Annotated in this window: 21 protein-coding genes; 13 read left to right on the top strand and 8 right to left on the bottom strand. The window is 68.3% G+C overall.

The genetic code is table 11. The features are described 5' to 3' along the window. The first annotated feature begins 102 nt into the window (after nt 1-102). The 8 genes from gtdA (at nt 103) to WS46_RS06935 (ending at nt 6,607) form a co-directional block, all read left to right on the top strand. Complete coding sequence (gtdA, locus tag WS46_RS06900; RefSeq protein WP_059689903.1) at nt 103-1,149, top strand: gentisate 1,2-dioxygenase; 1,047 nt, start codon at nt 103-105, stop codon at nt 1,147-1,149. A 99-nt stretch (nt 1,150-1,248) separates the two neighbouring features. Further along, nucleotides 1,249-1,947: a fumarylacetoacetate hydrolase family protein gene (locus tag WS46_RS06905; RefSeq protein ID WP_059689904.1), complete on the top strand. Its 699-nt coding sequence runs from the start codon at nt 1,249-1,251 to the stop codon at nt 1,945-1,947. A gap of 34 nt (nt 1,948-1,981) precedes the next feature. Beyond that, the gene (gene maiA / locus WS46_RS06910; RefSeq protein ID WP_059689905.1) at nt 1,982-2,623 is read left to right on the top strand and encodes a maleylacetoacetate isomerase; all 642 of its coding nucleotides are present in this window, start codon (nt 1,982-1,984) and stop codon (nt 2,621-2,623) included. A gap of 19 nt (nt 2,624-2,642) precedes the next feature. Beyond that, on the top strand, nt 2,643-3,851 hold the full coding sequence (locus tag WS46_RS06915; RefSeq protein WP_059689906.1) for a 3-hydroxybenzoate 6-monooxygenase: 1,209 nt from the start codon (nt 2,643-2,645) through the stop codon (nt 3,849-3,851). A gap of 76 nt (nt 3,852-3,927) precedes the next feature. Then, nucleotides 3,928-5,289 carry an aromatic acid/H+ symport family MFS transporter gene (locus WS46_RS06920; RefSeq protein ID WP_059689907.1) on the top strand — a complete coding sequence of 454 codons (1,362 nt, stop codon included), beginning with the start codon at nt 3,928-3,930 and terminating at the stop codon, nt 5,287-5,289. Between the two features lie 119 nt (nt 5,290-5,408). Then, nucleotides 5,409-5,759 (top strand): helix-turn-helix transcriptional regulator, encoded by a 351-nt coding sequence (locus tag WS46_RS06925; protein ID WP_059525037.1) that lies wholly within the window; start codon nt 5,409-5,411, stop codon nt 5,757-5,759. Beyond that, nucleotides 5,749-6,183, top strand: coding sequence for a YeeE/YedE family protein (locus WS46_RS06930; RefSeq protein WP_059689908.1), 435 nt, complete (start codon nt 5,749-5,751; stop codon nt 6,181-6,183). The genes WS46_RS06925 and WS46_RS06930 overlap by 11 nt, the downstream gene beginning before the upstream one ends. A gap of 1 nt (nt 6,184) precedes the next feature. Next, complete coding sequence (locus WS46_RS06935; RefSeq protein WP_059689909.1) at nt 6,185-6,607, top strand: DUF6691 family protein; 423 nt, start codon at nt 6,185-6,187, stop codon at nt 6,605-6,607. Nucleotides 6,608-6,802: 195 nt separating this feature from the next. Here the strand turns inward: WS46_RS06935 and WS46_RS06940 are convergent, their stop codons facing one another. From WS46_RS06940 to WS46_RS06950, 3 genes are all read right to left on the bottom strand, one after another. Further along, nucleotides 6,803-7,078: a hypothetical protein gene (locus tag WS46_RS06940; protein WP_059525043.1), complete on the bottom strand. Its 276-nt coding sequence runs from the start codon at nt 7,076-7,078 to the stop codon at nt 6,803-6,805. A 98-nt stretch (nt 7,079-7,176) separates the two neighbouring features. Then, a complete protein-coding gene (locus WS46_RS06945; protein ID WP_059690206.1) occupies nt 7,177-8,505 on the bottom strand; it encodes a cytochrome-c peroxidase in 1,329 nt (442 codons plus the stop codon). A 170-nt stretch (nt 8,506-8,675) separates the two neighbouring features. Continuing rightward, nucleotides 8,676-10,139, bottom strand: coding sequence for a metallophosphoesterase (locus WS46_RS06950; protein WP_059689910.1), 1,464 nt, complete (start codon nt 10,137-10,139; stop codon nt 8,676-8,678). 182 nt (nt 10,140-10,321) lie between these two features. On the opposite strand from WS46_RS06950, the gene WS46_RS06955 reads away from it, so the two are divergent. Then, a complete protein-coding gene (locus WS46_RS06955; protein ID WP_059689911.1) occupies nt 10,322-11,170 on the top strand; it encodes a class I SAM-dependent methyltransferase in 849 nt (282 codons plus the stop codon). Nucleotides 11,171-11,260: 90 nt separating this feature from the next. Here the strand turns inward: WS46_RS06955 and WS46_RS06960 are convergent, their stop codons facing one another. The 5 genes from WS46_RS06960 to WS46_RS06980 all read right to left on the bottom strand — a co-directional run bounded on the left by WS46_RS06960 (nt 11,261) and on the right by WS46_RS06980 (nt 18,964). Beyond that, entirely contained in the window at nt 11,261-11,572 is a 312-nt protein-coding gene (locus WS46_RS06960; RefSeq protein ID WP_059689912.1) for a hypothetical protein, read from the bottom strand. Between the two features lie 58 nt (nt 11,573-11,630). Continuing rightward, complete coding sequence (locus WS46_RS06965; protein ID WP_059525053.1) at nt 11,631-13,652, bottom strand: BCCT family transporter; 2,022 nt, start codon at nt 13,650-13,652, stop codon at nt 11,631-11,633. Between the two features lie 283 nt (nt 13,653-13,935). Next, nucleotides 13,936-15,123, bottom strand: coding sequence for a porin (locus WS46_RS06970; RefSeq protein ID WP_059689913.1), 1,188 nt, complete (start codon nt 15,121-15,123; stop codon nt 13,936-13,938). A 121-nt stretch (nt 15,124-15,244) separates the two neighbouring features. Further along, nucleotides 15,245-17,665 carry a glycoside hydrolase family 31 protein gene (locus tag WS46_RS06975; protein WP_059689914.1) on the bottom strand — a complete coding sequence of 807 codons (2,421 nt, stop codon included), beginning with the start codon at nt 17,663-17,665 and terminating at the stop codon, nt 15,245-15,247. A 27-nt stretch (nt 17,666-17,692) separates the two neighbouring features. Further along, nucleotides 17,693-18,964 (bottom strand): MFS transporter, encoded by a 1,272-nt coding sequence (locus WS46_RS06980; protein WP_059525059.1) that lies wholly within the window; start codon nt 18,962-18,964, stop codon nt 17,693-17,695. A gap of 450 nt (nt 18,965-19,414) precedes the next feature. On the opposite strand from WS46_RS06980, the gene WS46_RS06985 reads away from it, so the two are divergent. From WS46_RS06985 to gsiB, 4 genes are all read left to right on the top strand, one after another. After that, entirely contained in the window at nt 19,415-20,371 is a 957-nt protein-coding gene (locus WS46_RS06985) for a MurR/RpiR family transcriptional regulator (RefSeq protein WP_059689915.1), read from the top strand. Beyond that, nucleotides 20,368-21,354 carry an isoaspartyl peptidase/L-asparaginase family protein gene (locus tag WS46_RS06990; RefSeq protein WP_059689916.1) on the top strand — a complete coding sequence of 329 codons (987 nt, stop codon included), beginning with the start codon at nt 20,368-20,370 and terminating at the stop codon, nt 21,352-21,354. The genes WS46_RS06985 and WS46_RS06990 overlap by 4 nt, the downstream gene beginning before the upstream one ends. A gap of 27 nt (nt 21,355-21,381) precedes the next feature. After that, nucleotides 21,382-23,304: a dipeptide ABC transporter ATP-binding protein gene (locus tag WS46_RS06995; RefSeq protein ID WP_059689917.1), complete on the top strand. Its 1,923-nt coding sequence runs from the start codon at nt 21,382-21,384 to the stop codon at nt 23,302-23,304. A gap of 129 nt (nt 23,305-23,433) precedes the next feature. Beyond that, on the top strand, nt 23,434-24,996 hold the full coding sequence (gene gsiB / locus WS46_RS07000) for a glutathione ABC transporter substrate-binding protein GsiB (protein WP_059525068.1): 1,563 nt from the start codon (nt 23,434-23,436) through the stop codon (nt 24,994-24,996). Nucleotides 24,997-25,044: the final 48 nt, after the last annotated feature.

Below are 25,044 nucleotides of genomic sequence, written 5' to 3' on the forward strand. Positions count from 1 at the left end.
CCGGGTATGTCTGCGTCGAATATAAATGCGCTAACGGACTGAAGCACGCGGTCCCCGACCCGACACAGCGCCGACCGCGATCGGCCGCCCCAAGGAGACATCATGACCAGCCGACACCCGGACACGTCGCGCGCCGACTACTACGCACGGATCGCCGAACAGCGCCTCGCGCCGTTGTGGGAGTCGCTGCACAACCTCGTGCCGAAAGCGCCGCAGCCGGCCGCGCAGGCCGCGATCTGGAAGTACGCGCAGGTGCGCGACCTGGTGATGCAGGCCGGCGGCGTGATCAGCGCGGAAGAAGCCGTGCGCCGCGTGCTGGTGCTGGAGAACCCGGGGCTGCCCGGCAAGTCGAGCATGACGCCGAGCCTGTACGCGGGCCTGCAACTGATCCTGCCCGGCGAGATCGCGCCGAGCCATCGGCATACGCAGTCGGCATTGCGCTTCATCGTCGAGGGCAAGGGTGCGTGGACCGCGGTGAACGGCGAGCGCGCGACGATGCATCCGGGCGACTTCATCATCACGCCGTCGTGGGCGTGGCACGACCATGGCAACCCGTCGGCGGAAGACGGCGGCGAGCCGGTCGTGTGGCTCGACGGGCTCGACATCCCGCTCGTCGGGTACCTCGACGCGGGCTTCGCGGAGAACTATCCGGAAGCCGAGCAGCCCGTCAGCCGCGCGGAAGGCGACAGCTTCGCGCGCTTCGGCCACAACATGGTACCGGTGCGCCATCGCGCGAGCGATCCGACGTCGCCGGTGTTCAGCTATCCATACGAACGCACCCGCGAGGCGCTCGACGCGCTGTACCGCAACGGCGAGCTCGACGCGTGGGACGGCGTGAAGCTGCGCTACGTGAATCCCGCGACGGGTGGCTGGCCGATGCCGACGATCGCCACCTTCATGCAGTTCCTGCCGGCCGGCTTCGACGGCCGCACGTATCGCAGCACCGACGCGACGATCTACTGCGTCGTCGAAGGCAGCGGCACCGCGCACATCGGCGGCGACGCGTTCGCATTCGAGCCGCATGACATCTTCGTCGCGCCGTCGTGGGCGCCGGTCCGGCTGTCGGCGTCGTCCGACAGCGTGCTGTTCAGCTATTCCGACCGGCCGGTGCTGTCCGCGCTGAACCTGCTGCGCGAAGCGCGCGACTGACGCCGCCGGTTGGCCCGATTTTCCCGATTTCCCCGATTCGTCCAGTGCGCCGCCGACGCGGCGCGCGTTCCTTCCTTCATGCCTACGCTGGAGCCGTTCATGACTTACGTTTTCCCGCCCGAAGCGCCGGTGGCGCTCCCCGTCGCCGGCAGCGACGCCCGCTTCGCGGTTCGTCGCGTGTACTGCGTCGGCCGCAACTACGCGGCCCATGCGCGCGAGATGGGCTTCGATCCCGATCGCGAACCGCCGTTCTTCTTCTGCAAGCCGGCCGACTCGATCGTGCCGGTCGCCTACAGCGAAACGCTCGATCTGGCGTATCCGTCGCAGACGCAGAACTATCACTACGAAGCCGAACTCGTCGCGGTGATCGGCAAGGGCGGTTCCGACATTCCGCTCGAGCGCGCGCTCGAGCACGTGTGGGGTTATGCCGTCGGACTCGACATGACGCGCCGCGACTTGCAGATGAAGATGCGCGAGATGGGCCGGCCGTGGGAAATCGGCAAGGCGTTCGACCGTTCCGCGCCGATCGGCCCCGTGCATCCGGCGAGCGAGGTCGGTCATGTCGAGCAGGCCGGCCTGTGGCTGACCGTCAACGGCGCGACGAAGCAGAAGAGCGACGTGTCGCACCTGATCTGGTCGGTCGCGGAAACGGTGGCCGACCTGTCGAAGTACTTCCGCCTCGAACCCGGCGACGTGATCTTCACCGGCACGCCGGAAGGTGTCGGCGCGGTGGTCAAGGGCGACGTGATGAAGGTCGGCGTCGAGCGTCTCGGCGAACTGGCCGTGCGCGTGGTCTGACGCGCGTTCCTCGATTTCCTCGAAAGGTCACATCGTGCAACTGCATAGCTTCTTCAACAGTTCGACATCCTATCGGGTACGCATCGCGCTCGCGCTGAAAGGGCTGCCGTTCGACACGCTGCCCGTGAACATCCGCACGGGCGAACACCGCGAGGCCGGCTACGTCGCGCGGGTGAATCCGTCGGCGTCGGTGCCGGCGCTGGTCGATGGCGATTTCCGTCTCGGCCAGTCGCTCGCGATCATCGATTACCTCGACCAGATTCATCCGGCGCCGCGGCTGATTCCGCTGGAACCGCGGCAGCGCGCACGCGTGCTGGAACTCGCGACGCTGATCGCGTGCGACATCCATCCGGTCAACAACCTGCGCGTGCTGCGCTACCTCGACAGCGAACTGCGGGTCACGCCGCAGCAGAAGAGTGCGTGGTACCGGCACTGGATCGCGGAAGGCATGGCCGGCGTCGAGCGCCTGCTCGCGCGCGCGGACGCGGGCCCGTGGTGTTTCGGCGAGGCGCCGACGCTCGCCGACGTGTGCCTCGTGCCGCAGGTCGCGAACGCGCTGCGGATGGATTGCGACCTGAGCGCATATCCGCGCAGCCTCGCGGTTCATGAACACGCGCGACGCGAGCCGGCGTTCGAGGCGGCGCAGCCGCAGCGGCAACCGGACTACGTCGCGTAACACGATGGAGGAGACGGACATGGGCGAGACAAACAATACAGGCCGACGCGTACTCGTGATCGGCGGCGGCATCGGCGGGCTCGCGACGGCGCTGGCGCTCGCGCGCCAGGGCATTCGCGTGAAGCTGCTCGAACAGGCCGCGCAAATCGGCGAGATCGGCGCGGGCATCCAGCTCGCCGCGAACGCGTTCAATGCGCTCGACGCGCTGGGCGTCGGCGAGGCCGCGCGCGGCCGCGCGGTGTTCACCGACCGGCTGCAGCTGATGGATGCGGTCGATGCGCGGGAAGTCGCGTGCATCGATACGGGCGCCGCATATCGCGAACGCTTCGGCAACCCGTATGCGGTGATCCATCGCGCGGACATCCATCTGTCGATCTACGAGGCGGTCAAGGATCATCCGCTGATCGAATTCCGGACCAGCACGCAAGTGTGCGGGTTCGAGCAGGACGGCAACGGCGTGACCGTGATCGATCAGCATGGCGAACGTTATCGCGCGGACGCGGTAATCGGCTGCGACGGCGTGAAGTCGGCGATCCGGCAGGCGCTGATCGGCGATGCGCATCGCGTGACGGGGCACGTCGTGTACCGCGCGGTCGTCGACGTCGACAACATGCCGAAGAACCTGCAGATCAATGCGCCGGTCGTGTGGGCCGGCCCGCATTGCCATCTCGTCCACTATCCGCTGCGCGGCGGACGGCAATACAACCTCGTCGTCACGTTTCACAGCCGCGAGCAGGAAACCTGGGGCGTGCGCGACGGCAGCAAGGAGGAAGTGCTGTCGTACTTCGACGGCATCCATCCGCTGCCGAAACAGATGCTCGACCGGCCGACGTCGTGGAAGCGCTGGGCGACCGCCGATCGCGACCCGGTCGAGCGCTGGAGCGCGGGCCGCGCGACGGTGCTCGGCGACGCCGCCCATCCGATGACGCAATACCTCGCGCAGGGCGCGTGCCAGGCGCTCGAGGATGCGGTGACGCTCGGCGCGGCCGTCGCGCGGACCGACGGTGACTTCGAGGCTGCGTTCGCGCTGTACGAACGCGTGCGGATTCCGCGCACCGCGCGCGTGCTGTATTCGGCGCGCGAGATGGGGCGGATCTATCACGCGAAGGGCGTCGAGCGGCAGGTGCGCAACGCGCTGTGGGTCGGACGCACGCGGGCGCAGTTCTACGACGCGCTCGACTGGCTGCACGGCTGGCGCGCGGAGGATTGCCTGAAGACCGTCGCCTGACGCGCTTCAGCCCGGATCCGGCGGCGCGCGTTCCAACGACATCGCGCGCGACCGCCTTCATGGAGGAGACATCATCATGGCCGATACGCTGTCCATCGACGTCAGCGCATGGATCGACCGGCATCGCGTTGCGCCGTTTCAGGCCGCGATCGTCGTGCTGTGCTTCCTGATCGTCGCGATCGACGGTTTCGACACGGCATCGATCGGATTCATCGCTCCCGTCATTCGCGCGGAATGGGGGCTGTCGCCCGCGCAGCTCGCGCCGGTCTTCGGCGCGGGGCTCGCCGGGCTGATGGCCGGCGCGCTCGTGTTCGGGCCGTTCGGCGACCGGTTCGGCCGCAAGCGCTTGCTGCTCGCCTGTGTCGCGTGCTTCGGCATCGCGAGTGCGGCGTCGGCGACTGCGGGCGGCTTGACCGAACTGATCGCGTGGCGCTTCGTGACGGGCCTCGGGCTCGGCGGCGCGATGCCGAACGCGATCACGCTGACGTCCGAGTATTGCCCCGCGCGGCGGCGCTCGCTGCTCGTCACGACGATGTTCTGCGGCTTCACGATCGGCTCGGCGCTCGGCGGGCTCGCGGCCGCGTCGCTGATCGAACGCGACGGCTGGCGCGCGGTGCTCGTCGTCGGCGGTGCCGCGCCGCTGCTGCTCCTGCCGGTGCTGGCGTGGCGACTGCCGGAATCGGTGCGCTACCTCGTCAACACCGGCGCATCGCGCGAGCGGATCGCGGCGATGCTCGCGCGCATCGCACCGGACCCGGATTTCGCGCACGCGTCGTTCGTCGCGCCGCGCGGCAAGCCGGCCGGGTCGCCGCTCGGCCGCCTGTTCGCTGCCGACCTGCTGCGCGGCACGCTGCTGCTGTGGCTGACGTTCTTCATGAGCCTGCTCGTCATCTACCTGCTGTCGAGCTGGCTGCCGACGTTGTTGCGCACGACCGGCGCGACGCTGCAGACGGCCGCGCGCGTGACCGCGATGTTCCAGGTCGGCGGCACGCTCGGCGCGATCGTGCTCGGCTGGCTGATGGACCGGTTCGATCCGCATCGCGTGCTCGCGTGCAGCTATGCGGCGGCGGGCGTGTTCGTCGCGGCGATCGGGGTGCTGGCCGCGTCGCCGGCGGGCGCGGCACTGGCCGTGTTCGCGGCCGGCTTCTGCGTGTCCGGCTCGCAGGTCGGCGCGAACGCGCTGTCGGCCGCGTTCTATCCGACCGAATGCCGAACCACGGGCGTGAGCTGGGCGAACGGGATCGGCCGCGGCGGGTCCGTCGTCGGCTCGATGGCGGGCGGCGCGATGCTCGCGATGGGACTGCCGTTGTCGACCGCGTTCGCATTCGTCGCGGCGCCGTGCGTAATTGCAGGGGGCGCGGTGCTGGTGCTTGGCGCGGTGCGGGCCGGCGCGAAGCGCGCGGTGGCGGCCGAGGCGATTGCCGGCGAGCAGGCGTAGCGGAGGCAGGGGCGACCATTGCCGATGGAGCCGCCTTCCGACGGCACCGAACGAAAGCAGGAATCTGCATTATATGAATATATATAATGTAGATTCCTTAATCGTTTATCGTCCCCCTCATGAACGCCGACCCTTCCACCGGGCTGCCCGAGCCCGACCAGATGCGCGCCGCCGCCGAATCGGCATGCGCGCTGCTCAAGGTGCTGTCCAATCCCGACCGGTTGCTGCTGCTCTGCGAGCTGTCGCAGGGCGAACGCTGCGTGAGCGATCTCGAGGCACGGCTGGATATCCGCCAGCCGACGCTGTCGCAGCAGCTCGGCGTGTTGCGGGACAACGCATTGGTCCGAACGCGCCGTGAAGGCAAGAACATCCACTATTCGCTCGACAGCCCGGCCGTGATCGCGGTGATGGGCGTGCTGTACGAACAGTTCTGCGGCACGGCCGCAAAGGGGACCCGCCATGCAGCTTGATGTGCTTCATTTCACGCCGTGGCTGTCGCTGGCAGGCGGTGTGCTGATCGGGCTGGCGGCCGCGTGGCTTGTTGCGTTCAACGGGCGGATCGCCGGGATCAGCGGCATCGTCGGCGGCTTGTTCACGGCCGGTGCCGCCGAGCGCGACTGGCGCGCCGCATTCGTCGCCGGGCTGATTGCCGCGCCGCTGATGATGCGTATCGCCGGTGTCGCCGCGGCACCGCAGGTCGATGCGGGCTGGGGCGAGTTGCTGGTGGCCGGCCTGCTGGTCGGGATCGGAACGCGCTATGCGGGCGGATGCACGAGCGGTCACGGCGTTTGCGGGCTGTCGCGCGGTGCGGCGCGATCGATCGTCGCGACGACGGTGTTCATGGTCGCGGGTTTTGCGACCGTATTCGTGCGACGGCACGTGATCGGAGGCTGACATGCAGGCAGGATTCGCGTTTCTTGCGGGGCTGCTGTTCGGCGCCGGCCTCATCGTGTCGGGGATGGCCAACCCGCAGAAGGTGCTCGGCTTTCTCGACCTGGCAGGCCGCTGGGACCCGTCGCTCGCGTTCGTGATGGCCGGCGCGATCGGCGTTGCCGTGTTCGCGTTCGCCTGGGCGAAGCGTCGGACGCGGTCGTTGCTCGGCCTGCCGATCCAGTGGCCGGCCGTGCGGACGATTACCGTGCGCCTCGTCGCAGGGAGCGCCGTGTTCGGCATCGGCTGGGGGCTTGCCGGGTTCTGCCCGGGGCCGGCGATCGTGTCGATCGGACTCGGGTCGGCCAAGGGCATCGCGTTCGTCGTCGCGATGCTGATCGGGATGGCGTTGTTCGAGTGGATCGAGCGCGCGCGGACGGGGCGGTAGCTGGGTGACGTTGCTGCGGCCGAAGTTGTCGGCTCGGGCGCGTTCGATCGCCACCTGCACCGGTTTCGCGAGCAACTGCGCGTGCAGCGCGATGTGACGATCGATGCGATCGCGCGCCATTTTCCGGCCGGCACGCCGCGTTCACCCCGGACGGCCGCCGCGCGGCGATGCGCCGACGATACGATTTCGGCGATTTCATCGGCTGACCGCATGCGCGGCGAGATGCTGACGGATCAGCGACAGGTAGCGATCGCCGACCGAGAAGTCGCGTGCGGCACGCGGCCGCTCGGCCCGGCGCAGCGTGGCCGGCGCGCTCATGCCCAGATACCGGCATACCGCCGACGGGAAGGGCTTGCGTGTATGCCCGAGCTGGCGCGCCGCGCGCTCGACGCGGGCGTCGCCGACCTGCGCACGCAGCCATGCCAGCACTTGGCGATCGGTGTCGTTGACGATACGGACCAGATGTTCCATCGCGCACCTCACTGTTCATAAATACAGTACTGTAAATATAACCAGTATATGAGGCGGCCGCAAGCGGGCGCGCATGCGCCTGGCCGTTCGGCCAGGGTTCAGCGCACCGGCGCAGGTGGGCGGGCGCCCGGCGATCCGGTCATCCGGGCGTCAGGCGCGGCGGGCGGGACGAGATTCGCGTAGCGCGCGTCGGTCAGCGTGCCGAGGAACGCGACGATGTCGTCGATTTCCGCGTCGGTCAGCGCGGGCGGCGTGCCCGGCCGGCGGTTCATCGGCGTTGAATTGACGTTGATGTTGCCGCGATACGCGGCCGGCACGTCGTCGAAGGTCCTGGCGCCGTGATACCAGTGGCCGGGGTCGGTCGAGCGCGTGTTGTAGAACGCGACCGCGTCGCGCAGCGTCGTGAACACGCCGTTGTGCATGAACGTCTGCTTGACCGCGACGTTGCGCAGCCCCGGCGTGCGCAGGTAGCCGCACCATTGCGTCGGCTCGGGCCAGCGCAGCCGTGTGGCCGTGTCGCACAGGCCGTTGTCGAAATGGCGCGGATCGCGGTTCGCGGGCAGCGCGCGGTTGCGCGGCACCGCGATCGCGTCGTAGCCGAAATCGGTGAAGAGCGAGCGCTCCGGCCGGCTCGACGTCTCCGACAGCGTATGGCAACTCATGCAGTTGCCCTTGTCGGGATTGCGGAACAGCGTCAGGCCGTGCATCTCGGCCGGCGCGAGCGGCTTGCGCGTGCGCAGATACGCGTCGAAGCGCGACGTGAACGGCGCCATGTCGTCGCTCTGCAGATAGGCCTCGACGGCCGAGCCCAGCGCGCGCACCAGTTGCTCGGGGTCGCGCCGCACCGATGCGCCGAAGCGCGCGGCGAGATCGTCCGCCAGTTCGGTGCGGTCGACCTTGCGTAGCAGCGCGGCCGGCGATCGGTTATTCATCTCGTTCGGATCGAACAGCGGCCCGCGGATCTGTTCGGCGAGCGTGTCCGCGCGGCCGTCGCTGAAGAGGCCGCCGAACGGCGACGGCGCGGGGGCGTCGTCGTCCTGATAGAAGTGGCGGCGCGGCACGTAGCGCACGTAGAGCAGCGACGGCGCGTTGCGCAGGCTGAAACGCCCGTGGCGGCTGCCTTCCGGCACGCCCGGCCCCGCGAGCGAAGCGGCGGACAATGTCGGCGCGAACGCGCGCCCCGGATCGTGGCAGCCCGCGCACGACATGCCGCGCGGCTCGGACAGTCGCGGATCGAAGAAGATCCGGCGGCCCAGCGCGACGAGCGTCGGGTCCGGCGCGAAACGGGCGGCCGCCGCGTCGACCTTGTCGGTCACCTGCGGCGTGCCGTTGCCGATCGTGCCGACGACGCGCGACGGCGGCGCGCCGGGGAGCAGCATCGTCTCGGACGGCGCGGCATGGGCCGCGAACGCCGTGCCGGCGAGCAGGGCGGCGGCAAGTACGCGTACCGTCCGTCCGCAGCCGGCGGCCGGAACCCAACCGGAAACCCGACGCTCGACAGCGGTCACCGACGAAACCGTCCGCCTCCGCGAGCCGGCCATCCGTCGCCGGCGGCCCGTCGAATCCATCAAATCGTCACTCGATCGAACTGCGTCACTCACGGCGCGATGAACCCCGTCTTGTCGCATGCGAGCGTGTTGCCCGACTGGTCGCACGACGCGAGCAGCTTGCCTGCCGCCGAATATGCATGGAACACCCAGCCCGTCGCCGGCGCCGCGCGTCGCTCCATGATCAGGAAACCGAAGCTGTTGTTGTGTGACAGCCGCTCGATCACGGCGCCCGGCGCGGGCGTCAGGCCGGCCGGGAACGGATCGGGCAGCGCGACGTCGAGGTTGTCGCCGCCATTCCCGGACACGATCGTCGCCGGATGCCCGGACGAGAAGTTGATCGCCTGGAAGTCGTGCACGTGCCCGTGCAGCGCGACGTGGATGCCGGGCGGGTAGTACGCCTGCGCGTTCAGGCTCGCCATCACCGACTGCAGCGCGAGGTTGCCCGGCGCGGGCGTGCTGCCGGCGATCGGCGCGAACGCGAGGATCGGATGGTGGTTCGTGAAGATCGTCGTCGACATGCCGGCTTTCGACGCGAGCGCCGCGACCGTCTGGAACTGCTTCTGGTAGATGCGGAACTGCGCGTCGGTCGTCTTCAGCGGATTGCGGCCGACCTTCGCGGTGTCGAACACGATCACTTGCGTGCCGCCGCCGAGCGACACCGCGTAGGGGTCCGAGTAGTTCGCGTCGTCGTCGTTGGCCGGATCGTCGCACGAACGGGCCGCCGAATACGGGTGCGGATCGAGGAAGCGGTACCAGCCCTGGCCGGCCCGCGCGCATTCCTCGTGGTTGCCGCGCACGACGACCCACGGCGCCTTCGCGAACAGCGGCGCGGCCGGGCGGAACAGATCGGCCTGCCACGCATCCCAGCCGTAGCCCCACGGGCTGTCCTTGCAGCCGGCGATGTCGGGCGGGCACGCGTTTTCGCGGTAGTGATAGTCGCCGACGTGCAGCACGAGGTCCGGCGACAGCTTCGCGACGCTCGCCGCGATCGTGTCGAACGGCCAGACCGTCGCGTCGTTGCACGCCTGCCATGCGTTGTCGGCCTTCTTCATCCGGCAGCCGGTGTCGGCAATGATCGCGATGCGCTGCGGCTGCGCCCTCGGCAGCGGCAGCGCGCGGCCCGCGACGCTCGCCGTCTGGGCATCGGCCGGCAGCGTCGCTTCGCAGACCGACACCGGGAAGCTCGACGGTTTCGAGTCGGCCGGGGCGCTCGCCGTCGGCCGTTGCGCGACGGTCGCGGCACCGGCGCGCAGCGTCATGCGCGACAGCTTGCCGTCGACGGACAACTGCGGACAAAGCGGATCGCTCGCGGACGCAGGGCTATAGTTCGTGACCACGCGCGCGATCGCCTGGTTCGCATCGCCGATCTCGACCCACGCCGCCTGAACGTTGATCGCGGCACTGGCCGGGTCGGCGGGCGTATCGATGTGATTCGAACACGCGGACAGCGCCGCGAGGGCAACAAGCGGAGCGCAGCGCACGAACAGCGCGCGGGAGAGGAGTCGTCGCATGGGAGGCACCGTAGGAAAGCCGTCAACGATACGGAACGCGAATGTAAGAAATGTGAAGGCCAGGGGTGCGACGGCCGACACGGCGCGCGAGTCGTGCCGCGTTCGCGGGCTTGACCTCAAGCCGGCTTGAAGCAGCATAGTCCGGATCACGGTCAACGATGCGGACAAAAGGAGAATCGACGATGGAAGGAAACCGGACAAACGAAGCGCAGTCTGCGCTGTGGAACGGCCCGTCGGGGCTGGCATGGGTCGACGCGCAGCGCTCGCTCGACCGGATGTTCGAGCCGTTCGAGGCATTGCTCGAGGATGGGGCGGTGGCGGCGTCCGCGAGCAGCGTGCTCGACGTCGGCTGCGGCACCGGCGCGGTGACGCTCGCGATCGCGCGGCGCCTTGGCGCGCACGCGCGCTGTACGGGCCTGGATATTTCGGCGCAGATGCTTGCCGCCGCACGGGCGCGCGCCGAACGCGAGGGCGTTGACGCCGACTTCGTGCATGCCGATGCGCAGACGCATGCGTTCGTGCCGGGAAAGTTCGACCTGATCGTGTCGCGCTTCGGCGTGATGTTCTTCGACGATCCGGTGCAGGCCTTCGCGAACCTGCGGCACGCGGCGCGCCCGAACGCGCGTTTGCGATTCGTCGCATGGCGCGGCGCCGCCGACAATCCGTTCATGACGACGGCCGAGCGTGTCGCGGCGCCATTACTGCCGGCCCTGCCGGCGCGGCAGCCGGGGGCACCGGGACAATTCGCGTTCGGCGACCGGCAACGGATCGCGTCGGTCTTGTCGGACAGCGGCTGGGCCGACATCGCGATCGAGCCGATCGATATCGCGTGCGCGTTGCCGGCGTCCGCGCTGGACGACTACATCGCGCGACTCGGACCGGTCGGGCTCGCGCTTCGTCAGGTGGACGACGCGACGCGCCGGCGCGTGATCGATACGGTTCGCCCTGCGTTCGAGCGCTACGTGGAGGGCGAAGACGTGCGCTTCGACGCGGCGTGCTGGCTCGTCACCGCGCGGGCGCCGTCCGCATGATGCATCAGGAAAACGGCGGCAGCCCGTTGTTCGGCATGTGTGCTGCCGTTCATGCGTGACAGGGCTGCGGCGCCGTGCAAAAGGCGGGTATCAGTCGCGCCTCGCCCGCAACATCAGCCACGCGCAGCCTGCCGCCACGAGCGCGAGCCCCAGCAGCACCGCCTCGACGCCGAGTGCGAAACCGGGCGGCATCTCGCCGCTGTTCGGCATGGGCGACAGGTTGGCGGTGATCGCGATCGCGCCGCCGGCGAGCAGCGCGATGCAGACGATCCAGTAAGCCTTGCCGCGCGCGGCGGCGGTGCGGATCCGCCAAAGCGCAAGGCCGACGCCGCCGAGGTAAAGCACCACGAGCGTCGCGAGCGCGATGAAGTCGCCGGTGCGATCGTTCAGGAGGCCGCTCATGGCACGGCTCCGTCGGGCGCCGCGCGTCGGCTCGACGAGAGGAGCGCAGCGGTCGGGTTCATTCGGCCTCCGTTGCGTGTCCCGGCGCGCGGCTCAGCAGATGCGTACGCTGGTCGGCCGCGAGCGAGACGTAGCGTTCGTATTGACGCAGGACATCGGCGATCAGTTCGTCGCCGCGCAGATATTCGACGTCGTAGCCGAGCCGGCCGTCCTCGAAGAACGTGACGATGCCGTACACGTGTGGACGCTCGGCTTCCGGCTCGGCCGCTTCGCGTACCAGGAAGGCCGCCGCGGATTTCGCCGTCACGCGCGCGCCGTAGACGAAATCGCGGTGTTCCGCGGTCGGCACGGTCAGCCGCACCGCATCGTCGCTGTCGCGCTGCACGTGTGCGTCGACGCCGCCCGAGCGCAGTTCGTCGGCGACTTTGCGCAGCGCGGGCTCGACGGTTTCCGCGACGAACTGGCGCGCGTCGGACTCGGTCGTCTGCCGCAGGATATGCGTCAGCCGATGGCGCCAGTGCTGGCCGGTCCAGAAGCTCGTCGCGGGCGCGACGTCCTGCGAATAGTGCGCACGATCGGCCGCGAGCCCGCGCCACAGCCCGTAACACAGCGCGAGCATGATCAAGGCGACCGGCAATGCGGCGATCAACGTCATCGCCTGCAGCGCGCCGAGCCCGCCCGCGACCAGCAGCACGGCCGCCGTCACACCCAGCAGCGCAGCCCAGAACAGCCGCTGCCAGACCGGCGAATGCGCGGCGCCGCGCGTCGCGATCTGGTCGATCACGAATGCGCCGGAATCGGCGGACGTGACGAAGAACACCGCGATCAGCACGATCGCGACGATCGACAGCAACTGCGGAAGCGGCAGGAAATCGAAGAAGCGGAACAGCAACGCATCGACACTGCCGGCCGTCTGCGCGAGCGCGCCGGCCGCGCCGTGCGTGTCGAGCCAGATCGCGCTGTTGCCGAACACGGTCATCCACACGAGGTTGAATGCGGTCGGCACGAGCAACACGCCGATCACGAACTGGCGGATCGTGCGGCCGCGCGAGATGCGCGCGATGAACATGCCGACAAACGGCGACCACGACACCCACCATGCCCAGTAGAGGATCGTCCAGCCGCCGAACCAGCCTTCCTCGCGCGGTGGCGCGTACGCATAGGTGCGGAACGACAGGTCGACGAGATTCGACAGGTATTGGCCGATGTTGTCGCCGAGCGCGCGCAGCAGGAACGACGTCGGGCCCGCGACGACCACGAACGCGAGCAACAGGAACGCCAGCAGCAGGTTCAGCTCGGACAGCCGCCGCACGCCCTTGTCGAGACCGCTCGCGGCCGATGCGCCGGCCAGGATCACGACGATCACGACGAGCCCGATGCGGAACGCGTTGCCGCTCGTATCCCAGCCGGCGACCGTATGCAGGCCCGCGCTCAACTGCATCACGCCGTAGCCGAGTGTCGTCGCGATGCCCGCGACCGTGCCGACCAGCGCGAACGCGTCGACCGTGTGGCCGATCCAGCCGTTCACGCGCTCGCGCAGCACCGGATACAGCCCGGAGCGCAGCGTCAGCGGCAGGTTGTAGCGGAATCCGAAGTATGCGAGCACGAGCCCCATCAGCCCGTAGATCGCCCACGCATGGAAGCCCCAGTGGAAGAAGGTCATCAGCATCGCCTCGCGCGCGGCGGCCGGCGTGCCGGGGTCCACGGTCGGCGGCTTCAGGAAGTGCTGCATCGGCTCGCCGACGCCGAAGTACATGAGGCCGATGCCCATGCCCGCAGCGAACAGCATGGCCGTCCACGACAGGAAGCTGAACTCGGGCTCGGCGTCGTCGGGGCCGAGCCGGATGTTGCCGAAGTCGCTCGCCGCGATCAGCACGAGAAACACGAGGAACGTGGTGACGGCGAGCACGTAGAACCAGTCGAAGCGCGCGACGACCCATTGCTGGCCGGAGGAGAAGAGCGCGCCTGCTTCGGTCGGGTGCAGCGCGCACACGACGAGCAGTGCACCGATGACCGCGAGCGCGGGCAGCACGACCTGCGGCTTGAATGTCGTGCGGGGCGAGGAACGGGAATCTGGCATGGCTGGCATCCAGTTGTGGGCGCAACGAGGCGCGACGCCGCCCGGCGCGCGTGTCGCGCGTCGGACCCTGATACGGCGTGCGTCGAGTGTACCGCGGTGTCAGGACTGCAAGAAGGGATATGCAGCAGGGAAAACCTGACGAATTGTAAGGTATCGGGGCGATCGCGAAAACCCGCACGCTGCGCGTTGCGTGCGAAAGAGGTGGATCACGAACGTCAAACCGGCGCCCCGGACGATGCCGGATCGTCCGGGGCGCAAGCAACGGAGGCGCGGCCGTACGGGTTCAGAACGTCACGGCGATCCCGGCCATGCCGACGAACTGGCCGTGCGTCGTCGACGGCGTGAGCTGCTGCGAATCGCCGACGATCGGCGCCGCGTCGACGATATGGCCGGCACCCAGCGCGCCGAGCGTCCGTCCGCTCGAATGCGTGTACGCCTGCAGCGCATACAGCGTCGTGCGCTTCGACAGGCTGTACGACTCCTTCAGCGAATACTGCTGGTAACGGGCCGCGTCCGACACGCCGTTCGCCTTCGACGCGAGCGTGTACGCGAACGCGCCGGCCACCGAAAACGTCGGCGTGAAGCGATACGCGGCGAGCGCGCCGTAGGTGTTGAACACGGCCGTGTCCGTGAACGCGGAGCCGTTGCCGGGCAGATACTTCACGTTCGAGTAGTTGAGGCCCATCGTCAGGTTGCCGAGCGTGTAGTTGCCGGCCGCCGCGACCTGCTCGACGGCCTTCGCGGTCAGGTAGCCCTGGTTCAGCACGGACACCGCGAAGCTGCCCGACGCGGCGGTCGCAGGATTCAGGAAGCCCGCCGACGAACCCGAGCTGTTGATGCGCAGGTAACCGGCCGCGATGCCGACCGGCCCGTTCGCATAGCGCAGCGCGGCGCTGAACGTGTTGCCCTTGCCGGTCGCGCCGGCGATGCCGCCGAACGCATACATCGCGCTCGCGGTCAGCCCGGACAAGGTCGGCGACGTATAGGTGACGGAGTTGTTGACGCGGATCGTCGTGTCGAGCCCGTCGATGTCGCCCGGATGCGCGCCCGTTGCGCCGGTCAGCCAACTGCTTGCCGCGTACGGGCCGACCAGCAGGAAGTACGGCGTGTACTGGCGGCCGGCCGTCATCGTGCCGTAATGATCGTTGCGCAGCCCGACAAACGCCTGGCGATTGAAGATCGTGCCGGCGGCGGCCTGCGCACCGGTGTTCAGGTTGAAACCGGATTGCAGGTCGAAGATCGCGTGCGTGCCGCCGCCGAGATCCTCGTCGCCGCGCAGCCCGAACTTCGACGCATACAGGTTGCCGTCGCGCATGTACACGTTCGAGTGGCCTTGCTGGTTGTTCACGTACGCGAGCGAATCGTCGACCACGCCGTACAGCGTCACGCTGCTCTGCGCATGGGCGGCGGAAGCGCCGAGCGACGCGGCCGATAAAATCAGGATTGCAGAGTAGTGATGCGATGCTTTCATTGACGATCTCCAAGTCTCTTCAAGGGGGCGGGAGGCTGATCGGCCTCCTCTTTGGTGGAGGGCGGGCCGTGTGCGCGGCCCGCCCGATCCGAGGGTTCGGCGTTTTCCCGCGCTTGCGCGGTCAGTCGTCGAGTGCCACGACGACGCGACGCCATGCGCCATCCCGCGCATCGCGTTCGACGCGCGCACCGCGCACGGCAAGCGCACCTTGCAGCAATGCCGGCAGCAGGATCTCCACGCGCTCGGCGGGGCGGTTCATGCGGCCATCCCAGCGGACCGACACGCCGAGTTCGCCCGACGCCGTGCGTCCGGTCTCGATGCGCCACAGACCGTATTCGCCGTCGCGCCACGCTTCCGTTTCGCCGTCGTCCTCGACGCATTCGCCGTACGCAACGCCGTCCTCGATGCGCGGCGCGACGAGGAAGCCGCGCGTGTCCGCGCGTGCGCCGAACCGTTGCTCGGCGACGTTCAGCGGCAGCACGCGGCCTTCACGCAACAACATCACCGGCGTGTCGAGCGGCGCGGGCAGCGTCACGTTCGCGCCGCCGTCGAACGACTGCGCGCTCGCGCAGCACACCCAGCGCGCGCTCGACGGCAGGTAGACCGTGCGCTCCGTGCGGCCCGGCTCGACGACCGGCGCGACCAGCAGCGCGTCGCCGAGCATCATGTCGTCGCATTCGTCGTAGCAGCGCGGGTCGCCGGGGAAATCGCCGAAGGTCGGCCGCAGCACGGGCTCGTAGCGCGTGGTCGACAGCCACAGCAGGTGATAGAGGTAAGGCAGCAGCCGGTAGCGCTGCTTGATCAGCGACGCGATCCGCGTGGTGATTTCCGGATACATCCACGGTTCGTTGACGGTGCCGTCGTCGTTCCACGAATGGATGCTGAAGCGCGGCATGAAGATGCCGAACTGCACCCAGCGCAGCAGCAGCTCGGGCGACGGCGCGGGGCCGGAGAAGCCGCCGATGTCGTGACCGATGTTCGACACGCCCGACAACGCGAGCCCGAGGCCCATCTTGAGGTTGTAGCGCAGCGTTTCCCACGACGTGTAGTTGTCGCCGGACCAGGTCTGCACGTAACGCTGCATGCCGGCGCCGCCGGAGCGCGACACGAGGAACGGCCGCTGCGCCGGCGCATGCGCGCGCTGGGCTTCGCGCGACGCGCGCATCATCAGCATCGTCTGCAGCACCTTCGCCTCGCGCGCGGGAAACGGCTGGCCGAAGCCGTGCGCGATCGCGTCGGGCGACCAGATCTCGTATTCGTTGTTGTCGTTCCACGTCGACTCGATTCCGTAGTCGAGCAGCGCCGACGTGACCTGCTCGCGCCACCAGCGGTACGCGTCCGGTTGCGTGAAGTCGAGATACGCGCCGACCTCGTCCCAGAACTGCACCCATGCCGGCTCGCCGGATGCCGAGCGGATCAGCAGCCCGCGCCGCGCGGCGTCGTCGAACGCCGGGTGGTCGCGCAGCAGGCACGGCTTGATGTTCGCGCACAGGCGGATGCCGTGGTCGCGGTAGTGCTTCACGAAACCCTTCGCGTCGGGAAACTTCTCGCGGTTCCAGTTGAACACGTAGCGCTTCGCGCCGATCGACGTATAGCCCGACGACAGGTGGAACGAGTCGCACAGGATATCGTGTGATTCGCACTGCTCGACGAACTGGTTCATCTGCCGCTGCGCGTCCGGTGCGTCGGTGTAGCTCATCGTCGAGCCCGAATAGCCGAGCCCCCATTTCGGCGTGCGCGCCGGGCGTCCGGTGAGCCACGTGAAGCGCCGGGCAGCCGCGAGCGGCGTGTCGGGCGACGCGATGAAGTAGTAGTCGAGATCGCCGTGCTCGGCGACGAAGTAGCGGTAGAGCCCGTGGTAGTTGTCGAGTTCGCGGCCCATGTCGAACGCGCAATCCGACAGCGTGTCGTAGAACAGCCCGAAGCCCTGGCACGCGCCGGGCGACCACGTGACGTAGAACGGAATGTGCTTGTAGAGCGGGTCCGTGTGCTTCGCGCTGTAACCCATCGCGTCGATGTTGCGCATCTCGAAGCGCGCGCCGGTGCGGTCGAGGTCGCCCGCGCGCTCGCCGAGACCGAACACCTTGTCGCCGCGCTCGCGTGCGACGTAGTGATAGGCGCGATCGTCCCACCAGCCGAAGTTGTACGCCTGCGTCGCGCGGTCGGCGAGCACGACGCGCCACGCGTCGTCCGCGCCGCGCATCGACCACGTGCAATGGCCGCCATGCAGTTTCACGTCGAGGCGGATCTGCGCGGTTTCGATGCGCACGCTGCCGTCGTCTTCGACGAAGTCGTAGGCCGGCAGCGCGAAGCCGCTCAGGTCGAGGCGGTCGCGCCCGTCGAGCGGCACGTCGTCGAGGCCCGGTGCGATCGTCCAGGTGCGCGGGGTGCGCGCCGTCGCGTCGGGCAGCACGCGCACGCGCACGATGTCATCCTCGAGCACGAAGATCTCGAGGGTCGCGCCCGCGTCGGACGCGAGCAGCACGCGGTTCGCCTGCCGGTCGGCGACGCGGAACACGGGCGGATGAAGAAGCGAAGTCATGAAGGCGATTCCTGGTGAAGACGGAGGTCAGGCGTGCTGCGCGAGCAGGCGTTCCTGCTTCGACTGCCCGCGGATCAGCACCGCGAGCAGCGTCACGCCGATGATGTCGAACAGGCCGAGGCACGCGAACAGCGGTGCGTAGCCGATCTTGTCGGCGAGCGCGCCGACCAGCAGCGAGAAGCCGAGCCCGCCGATCCACGCGGCCATGCCCGCGAAGCCGCTGGCGGTGCCGACTTCCTCGGGATCGAACACGTCGGCCGACAGCGTGTTGACGAGCGCGGAGATCATCTGGTGCGCGAAGCCGCCGACGCAGAACAGGCCGATGGCCGTGTACGGCGACGACACGAGCCCGATCATCGCCGGCCCCAGCATCAGCACCGCGCCGAGCGCGACGCCGGCGACGCGGGACCACACGAGCGGCAGTTTGAACCGGTTCGCGAGGTAGGGCGACAGGTAGCCGCCCGCGATGCCGCCGGCGTCGGCCGCGAGAAACGGCATCCACGCGAACACGGCGATCTGCGTGAGCGGCATGTGGCGTTCGGTGGCGAGGTACAGCGGAATCCAGAAGCTGAAGGTCTGCCATGCGGGTTCCGCGAAGAAGCGCGGCAGCGCGATCGCCCAGAAGCGCCGCGCGGTGACGACGTCGCGAATCCGGCGCTTCGACGCGGCCGGCATCGTGGCCTGGCCGTCGCGGATCAGCGTGCGCTCCTGCGACGTGATGCGCGGATGATCGGACGGCGACCGGTACTGCGTGTACCAGAGCGCGGCCCACACGAAGCCGAGCGCACCGGTGACCATGAACGCGGATTGCCAGCCGAAGCGCATCGACAGGAACACGACGAGCGGCGGCGCGATCGCGGCGCCGAGCGACGTGCCCGCGTTGAAGTAGCCGACCGCGACGGATTTCTCGCGATCGGGAAACCATTCGGCGACGGCCTTCATCCCCGACGGGATCGCGGCGGCCTCGAACAGCCCGAGCAAGCCGCGCAGGATGCCGAGCGACAGCCAGCCCGACGCGAAGCCGTGCGCGACGCCGACCACCGACCACAGCATCGCGAACAGCGCGAATCCGAGCCGCAGGCCGATCAGGTCGACGATGAACCCGCATACCGGCTGCATGATCGTGTAGCCGATCTGGAACGCCCCGACGATATACGAATACTGCTGCGTCGAGATCGCGAACACCTGCTTCAGTTCCGGTGCGAGCACCGCGAGGGAATTTCGTGCGAGGTAGTTGAGGATCGTGCCGAGACATACCAGCACGATGATCCACCAGCGCAACGCCTTGACTGTTTTCACTGCTGTCTCCTGAGCCATGCAAGTCGCCCGGCGGGGGCGTCTTTTGCGGGTCATGTTTGTACGATGTCCGATCTTGAAGGGCGACCGATTCACCTGATTTTTATCGGAATCACCGCGTTCAATCGAACATTTCGCTGCTGTTGAAGGTCAATGTTATCGGACGACTGATCATTTTCGAGCATCCTATGTTCGAATTCGAATCCGGTCAACGTGAATCTGCATTCGAACGAACATCCTCGGGGTATTCCCGATATGTCCGCGGACAGGGCCCCCGGTGCATTGCGCGACGAGTGGCGCCGGATGTCTGCTCGACGAGGCCGAGCGGCCGTCGCTCGACCGACTGCATCAGGCGGGCCCGGCCGGGGGCGTGACAACCCTGATGAAAATTTATTTTTTTCCTGTCGGCAGATTGTGTAAATTGATTTTCATCCACCTTGCAAAACCATTCGCATGACGCCTCTCGTTCCGCACGATGCCAGTCACGACGAATCCGCGATCGCGGAGCGCATCGCCTCGGCCATGCCGCGAATGACGCCGATCCACCGCCGGATGGGCGAATTCGTGCTCGCGAATCCGTTTCGCGCGGCGACGATGCGGATCGACGAGCTGGCGCAGGCCGTGAATGCGTCGATCGCCACCGCGAACCGCTTCGCGAAGGCGCTTGGCTTCGACGGCTATCCGGCGATGCGCGCGGCGCTCGTGCGCGGCTTCGAGGCCACGCTCGGCCCTGTCGAGCGGCTGCGTTCCGCGCAGGAGCAGGAACAGGAGCACGAGCAGGGCGTGCGCGGCGCCGCGTGGATCGACGCGGTGTTCGATCAGGCCGTCGCGAACATCGAGAACACGCGTGCGCAACTGGATGCGGCCGACGTCGAGGCGGCCGTCGAGGCGATCGTCGGCGCACGGCGCGTGCTGATCCTCGGCGCCGGTTCGAGCGCCTTTCTGACCGGGCTGATGGAACACGGATTGTCGGTGTGTCACGACAACGTGCAGTCGCTCGCGCTGCTCGGCGGCCCGTCGCATGCGGCGCGGCGCCTGTACACGGCCGACTCGCGCGATCTCGTGATCGCGCTCGCGTTTCCGCGCTACGTCAAGGACACGATCGAGCTGGCGCGCCGCGCGGCCGCGCGCGGCGCGCGCGTGCTCGGCATCTCCGACGGGCCAGGCTCGCCGCTTGCGCCGATCGCGTCGCTGAATCTGTACGTCAAGGCCGAACGGCGTTTCGCGGCCACGTCGGAAGCGGCCGTGCTGACGATGATCGAGGCGCTGATCGACGCGGTCGCGCTGCGCACGCACCGCTCCGCGAAGTCTGCCGCCGAAATGACCGAATTCCTGTTGCCGTGGCTGATCCACCCGCAAGCGGCGCTGCCGGCCGCCAACCCTTCTTCCTCCGGTCCGAAAAAATCATGACTTCACCCGCGATCGTCGCGATTCACGGCGGTGCAGGCACGATCCTGCGCGATGCGATGGACACCGACACCGAACGCCAATACCGCGCCGAACTCACCGCGATCCTGCAAGCTGCGCAACACGTGCTCGCCGATGGCGGCAGCGCGCTCGACGCCGTCACCGTCGCGGTGCGGCTGCTCGAAGACTGTCCGCTGTTCAACGCGGGGCGCGGCGCCGTCTATACGGCCGAAGGCAAGCACGAACTCGACGCAGCGGTGATGGACGGCACGACGCTCGCGGCCGGCGCGATCTGCTGCGCGACCCGCGTGCGCAATCCGGTGCTCGCCGCACGGCGCGTGATGGAGGCGAGCGAGCACGTGCTGCTGGCGGGCGCGGGCGCCGACGCGTTCGCGGCCGCACAGGGCCTCGAACTCGCCGAGCCCGGCTACTTCGACACGGAAGCGCGTCATGCACAGTGGGTCAAGGCGCGCGCGGCGGCCGGCACGATGCTCGATCACGATGCCGCGACCTTCGCCTTCGGCGCCGGGCAGCCGGCCGAGCCGCTCGATCCCGACCGCAAGCACGGCACGGTCGGCGCGGTCGCGTGCGATGTGCACGGCCATATCGCGGCGGCGACGTCGACCGGCGGCATCACGAACAAGCAGCCCGGCCGCGTCGGCGATTCGCCGATCATCGGCGCCGGCTGCTACGCGGACGACGCGACCTGCGCGGTATCCGCGACGGGCACCGGCGAGATGTTCATCCGGCTCTCGACCGCGCATGACGTGGCCGCGCAGATGGCCTATCGCGGCGCATCGCTCGCCGATGCCGCGCACGACGCCGTGATGAACAAGCTGTCGCGCCTGGCCGGGCGCGGCGGGATCATCGCGGTCGACGCGCACGGCAACGTCGCGATGCCGTTCAACACGGAAGGGATGTATCGCGGCTACGCACGCGTCGGCGAGACGCCCGTGGTCGGCATCTATCGCGACGATGCGGCCTGATTCCGGACCGCACCAGGAGACCTCCGCATGACTTCGAGCCGAACCCCGTCCGCGCTGGTGCTGCCGGAGCAGCGCGTCGTCGCCGTCGACGACCTGTCGGTCATGTTCCGCCGCGAAAACGCGACGTTCGATGCGGTGCGCAACGTGTCGTTTCACGTCGATCGCGGCGAGACGCTCGCGATCGTCGGCGAGTCGGGCTCCGGCAAGTCGGTCACGTCGCTTGCGCTGATGCGGCTCGTCGAGCATGGCGGCGGCGAGATCACGAGCGGCCGGATCGTGTTGCGGCGTCGCGGCGGCGCGCTCGTCGACCTCGCGCAGGCGAGCGCGGCGACGATGCGCGGAATCCGCGGCGCGGACATCGCGATGATCTTCCAGGAACCGATGACGTCGCTGAACCCGGTGTTTACGGTCGGCGACCAGATCAGCGAGGCGATCGCGCTGCACCAGTCGAAGAGCGCGACCGAAGCCCGCGCGGAAGCGTTGCGGCTGCTCGATCTCGTGCGCATTCCGGAGGCGCGCCGCGTGTTCGCGCGCTATCCGCATCAATTGTCCGGCGGGATGCGGCAGCGCGTGATGATCGCAATGGCGCTGTCGTGCCGGCCGGCGCTCCTGATCGCCGACGAACCGACGACCGCGCTCGACGTGACGATCCAGGCGCAGATCCTGCAGCTGATCCGCGGCCTGCAGGACGAAATGAACATGGGCGTGATCTTCATCACGCACGACATGGGCGTGGTCGCCGAAGTGGCCGATCGCGTGCTCGTGATGTATCGCGGCGAGAAGGTCGAGGAGGGCGAGTCCGAACGCATTTTCGCGACGCCCGCGCATCGCTACACGCGTGCGCTGCTCGCGGCCGTGCCGCGGCTCGGCTCGATGCACGGCACCGATAACCCCGAGAAATTCCCGCTGTTGAAGGTGGACGGCGCGAGCGCGGCCGCGCCGGCGCCGGCCGCGAACGATGCGGGCAACGCGGCCGCGGCCTCCGCCGCCGGGCAGCCGCGCGTCGATCCGGCCGCGCCGCCGATCCTGCGCGTGCGTGATCTCGTCACGCGGTTTCCGGTGAAGAGCGGCGTGTTCGGCCGCGTGTCGCAATACGTGCACGCGGTCGAGCGCGTGAGCTTCGAGCTGCGCGCCGGCGAGACGCTCGCGCTCGTCGGCGAATCCGGCTGCGGCAAGTCGACCACCGGCCGCTCGCTGCTGCGCCTCGTCGAATCGCAGAGCGGCTCGATCGAATTCGACGGCCGCGACATCAGCGCGATGAAGGGCCATGACCTGCAGGCGCTGCGCCGAAACATCCAGTTCATCTTCCAGGATCCGTTCGCGTCGCTGAACCCGCGCCTGACGGTCGGTTTCTCGATCATGGAGCCGCTGCTCGTGCACGGCGTCGCGAGCGGTCGCGAAGCGCAGGCGCGCGTCGACTGGCTGCTCGACAAGGTCGGCCTGCCGCCGGATGCCGCGCGCCGCTATCCGCACGAATTCTCGGGCGGCCAGCGTCAGCGGATCGCCATCGCGCGCGCGCTCGCGCTGAATCCGAAGGTCGTGATCGCCGATGAATCGGTGTCGGCGCTCGACGTGTCCGTGCAGGCGCAGATCGTGAACCTGATGCTCGACTTGCAGCGCGAGCTCGGCGTCGCGTATCTGTTCATCTCGCACGACATGGCCGTCGTCGAGCGCGTCAGCCATCGCGTCGCGGTGATGTATCTCGGTCAGATCGTCGAGATCGGCCCGCGCCGCGCGGTGTTCGAGGCGCCCCAGCATCCGTACACGAAGAAGCTGATGAGCGCGGTGCCGGTGGCCGACCCCGCGCGCCGGCATGCGCTGCGCCAGCTCGCGGCGGACGAGATTCCGAGCCCGATCCGCGCGGTCGGCGACGAGCCGCTCGTCGCGCCGCTCGTCGCGGTCGGCCCCGATCATTACGTCGCGACGCATCGCGTCGGCGGCGCGTATTGATTGCACGGCGAGTCGCATATGGACCGCAGCTGCGCACGCGCCAGACAACGGCGCCATTTTCCCGAGCGGATGCAGTCACGCCGCGATTTCCACCACGCGTTACCGAATCATCCACAGGAGCCAGACAAAATGAACAAGTCGCATTCGTTCCCGATGTTCCGTCCGCGCGCGTTGTTCGCCGCGGGGGCCGGCGCGCTCGCGCTGTCGGTCGCCGTGCCCGCGTTCGCGCAGCAGAACGTCGTGGTCGCCGTGTACTCGACGTTCACGACGATGGACCCGTACGACGCGAACGACACGGTGTCGCAAGCCGTCGTCAAGTCGTTCTACGAAGGGCTGTTCGGCTTCGACAAGGACATGAAGCTCGTCAACGTGCTCGCGACGAGCTACCAGGCGTCGCCCGATGCGAAGGTCTACACGGTCAAGCTGCGCCCGGGCGTGAAGTTCCACGACGGCACGGACTTCAACGCCGACGCTGTGAAGGCGAACTTCGACCGCGTGACCGATCCGGCGAACAAGCTGAAGCGTTACGGGCTGTTCCGCGTGATCGAGAAGACCGAGGTGGTCGATCCGATGACGGTGCGCTTCACGCTGCGCGAGCCGTTCTCCGCGTTCGTCAACACGCTCGCGCACCCGTCGGCGGTGATGATTTCGCCGGCCGCGCTGAAGAAGTGGGGGCGCGACGTGTCGCTGCATCCGGTCGGCACGGGCCCGTTCGAGTTCGTCGAATGGAAGCAGACCGACGACATGAAGGTGAAGAAGTTCGCCGGCTACTGGAAGAAGGGCTATCCGAAGGTCGATTCGATCGACTGGAAGCCGGTGGTCGACAACAACACGCGCGCCGCGCTGCTCAAGACCGGCGAAGCCGATTTCGCGTTCACGATCCCGTTCGAGCAGGCTGCGGACCTGAAGAGCAATCCGAAGGTCGAGCTGATCGAGCGGCCGTCGATCATCCAGCGCTACATCTCGCTGAATACGCAGAAGAAGCCGTTCGACAATCCGAAGGTGCGTGAAGCGCTGAACTACGCGGTCAACAAGGAAGCACTCGCGAAGGTCGTGTTCGCCGGCTACGCAACCCCGCAGACGGGCGTCGCCCCGGTGGGCGTCGAATACGCGACCAAGCTCGGGCCCTGGCCGTACGATCCGGCGAAGGCGCGCGCGCTGCTGAAGGAGGCCGGTTATCCGAACGGCTTCGAGTCGACGCTCTGGTCCGCGTACAACCATTCGACGGCGCAGAAGCTGATCCAGTTCGTCCAGCAGCAGCTCGCGCAGGTCGGCGTGAAGGTGCAGGTGCAGGCGCTCGAGGCCGGCGAGCGGGTCGCGAAGGTCGAGAGCGCGCAGGACCCGGCGACGGCGCCGGTGCGGATGTATTACAGCGGCTGGTCGGCTTCGACGGGCGAGGCGAACTGGGCGCTGTCGCCGCTGCTCGCGTCCGCATCCGCGCCGCCGAAGCTCTACAACACCGCGTACTACAAGAACGGCGCCGTCGACGACGATCTCGCGAAGGCGCTCGAGACGACCGACAACGCGAAGAAGGCCGCGCTGTACGCCGACGCGCAGAAGCAGGTGTGGGCCGACGCACCGTGGATCTTCCTGGTGCAGGAGAAGATCGTCTATGCGCGCAGCAAGCGCCTGCACGGCATGTACGTGATGCCGGACGGCTCGTTCAACTTCGACGAAATCTCGGTGAAATGACGGCGATTCGCCCGTTGTGCGGCGCCGGCGGCGCAAGCTGCCGGCGCG

This window comes from Burkholderia sp. RF4-BP95 (assembly GCF_001521985.1).
Taxonomy (GTDB): Bacteria; Pseudomonadota; Gammaproteobacteria; order Burkholderiales; family Burkholderiaceae; genus Burkholderia; species Burkholderia diffusa.

Coding starts and splice junctions, on each gene's coding strand:
- gtdA (WP_059689903.1), top strand. CDS start 103: ATGACCAGCCGACACCCGGACACGTCGCGCGCCGACTACTACGCACGG.
- WS46_RS06905 (WP_059689904.1), top strand. CDS start 1,249: ATGACTTACGTTTTCCCGCCCGAAGCGCCGGTGGCGCTCCCCGTCGCC.
- WS46_RS06915 (WP_059689906.1), top strand. CDS start 2,643: ATGGGCGAGACAAACAATACAGGCCGACGCGTACTCGTGATCGGCGGC.
- WS46_RS06920 (WP_059689907.1), top strand. CDS start 3,928: ATGGCCGATACGCTGTCCATCGACGTCAGCGCATGGATCGACCGGCAT.
- WS46_RS06925 (WP_059525037.1), top strand. CDS start 5,409: ATGAACGCCGACCCTTCCACCGGGCTGCCCGAGCCCGACCAGATGCGC.
- WS46_RS06930 (WP_059689908.1), top strand. CDS start 5,749: ATGCAGCTTGATGTGCTTCATTTCACGCCGTGGCTGTCGCTGGCAGGC.
- WS46_RS06935 (WP_059689909.1), top strand. CDS start 6,185: ATGCAGGCAGGATTCGCGTTTCTTGCGGGGCTGCTGTTCGGCGCCGGC.
- WS46_RS06940 (WP_059525043.1), bottom strand. CDS start 7,078: ATGGAACATCTGGTCCGTATCGTCAACGACACCGATCGCCAAGTGCTG.
- WS46_RS06950 (WP_059689910.1), bottom strand. CDS start 10,139: ATGCGACGACTCCTCTCCCGCGCGCTGTTCGTGCGCTGCGCTCCGCTT.
- WS46_RS06955 (WP_059689911.1), top strand. CDS start 10,322: ATGGAAGGAAACCGGACAAACGAAGCGCAGTCTGCGCTGTGGAACGGC.
- WS46_RS06960 (WP_059689912.1), bottom strand. CDS start 11,572: ATGAGCGGCCTCCTGAACGATCGCACCGGCGACTTCATCGCGCTCGCG.
- WS46_RS06965 (WP_059525053.1), bottom strand. CDS start 13,652: ATGCCAGATTCCCGTTCCTCGCCCCGCACGACATTCAAGCCGCAGGTC.
- WS46_RS06970 (WP_059689913.1), bottom strand. CDS start 15,123: ATGAAAGCATCGCATCACTACTCTGCAATCCTGATTTTATCGGCCGCG.
- WS46_RS06975 (WP_059689914.1), bottom strand. CDS start 17,665: ATGACTTCGCTTCTTCATCCGCCCGTGTTCCGCGTCGCCGACCGGCAG.
- WS46_RS06985 (WP_059689915.1), top strand. CDS start 19,415: ATGACGCCTCTCGTTCCGCACGATGCCAGTCACGACGAATCCGCGATC.
- WS46_RS06990 (WP_059689916.1), top strand. CDS start 20,368: ATGACTTCACCCGCGATCGTCGCGATTCACGGCGGTGCAGGCACGATC.
- WS46_RS06995 (WP_059689917.1), top strand. CDS start 21,382: ATGACTTCGAGCCGAACCCCGTCCGCGCTGGTGCTGCCGGAGCAGCGC.
- gsiB (WP_059525068.1), top strand. CDS start 23,434: ATGAACAAGTCGCATTCGTTCCCGATGTTCCGTCCGCGCGCGTTGTTC.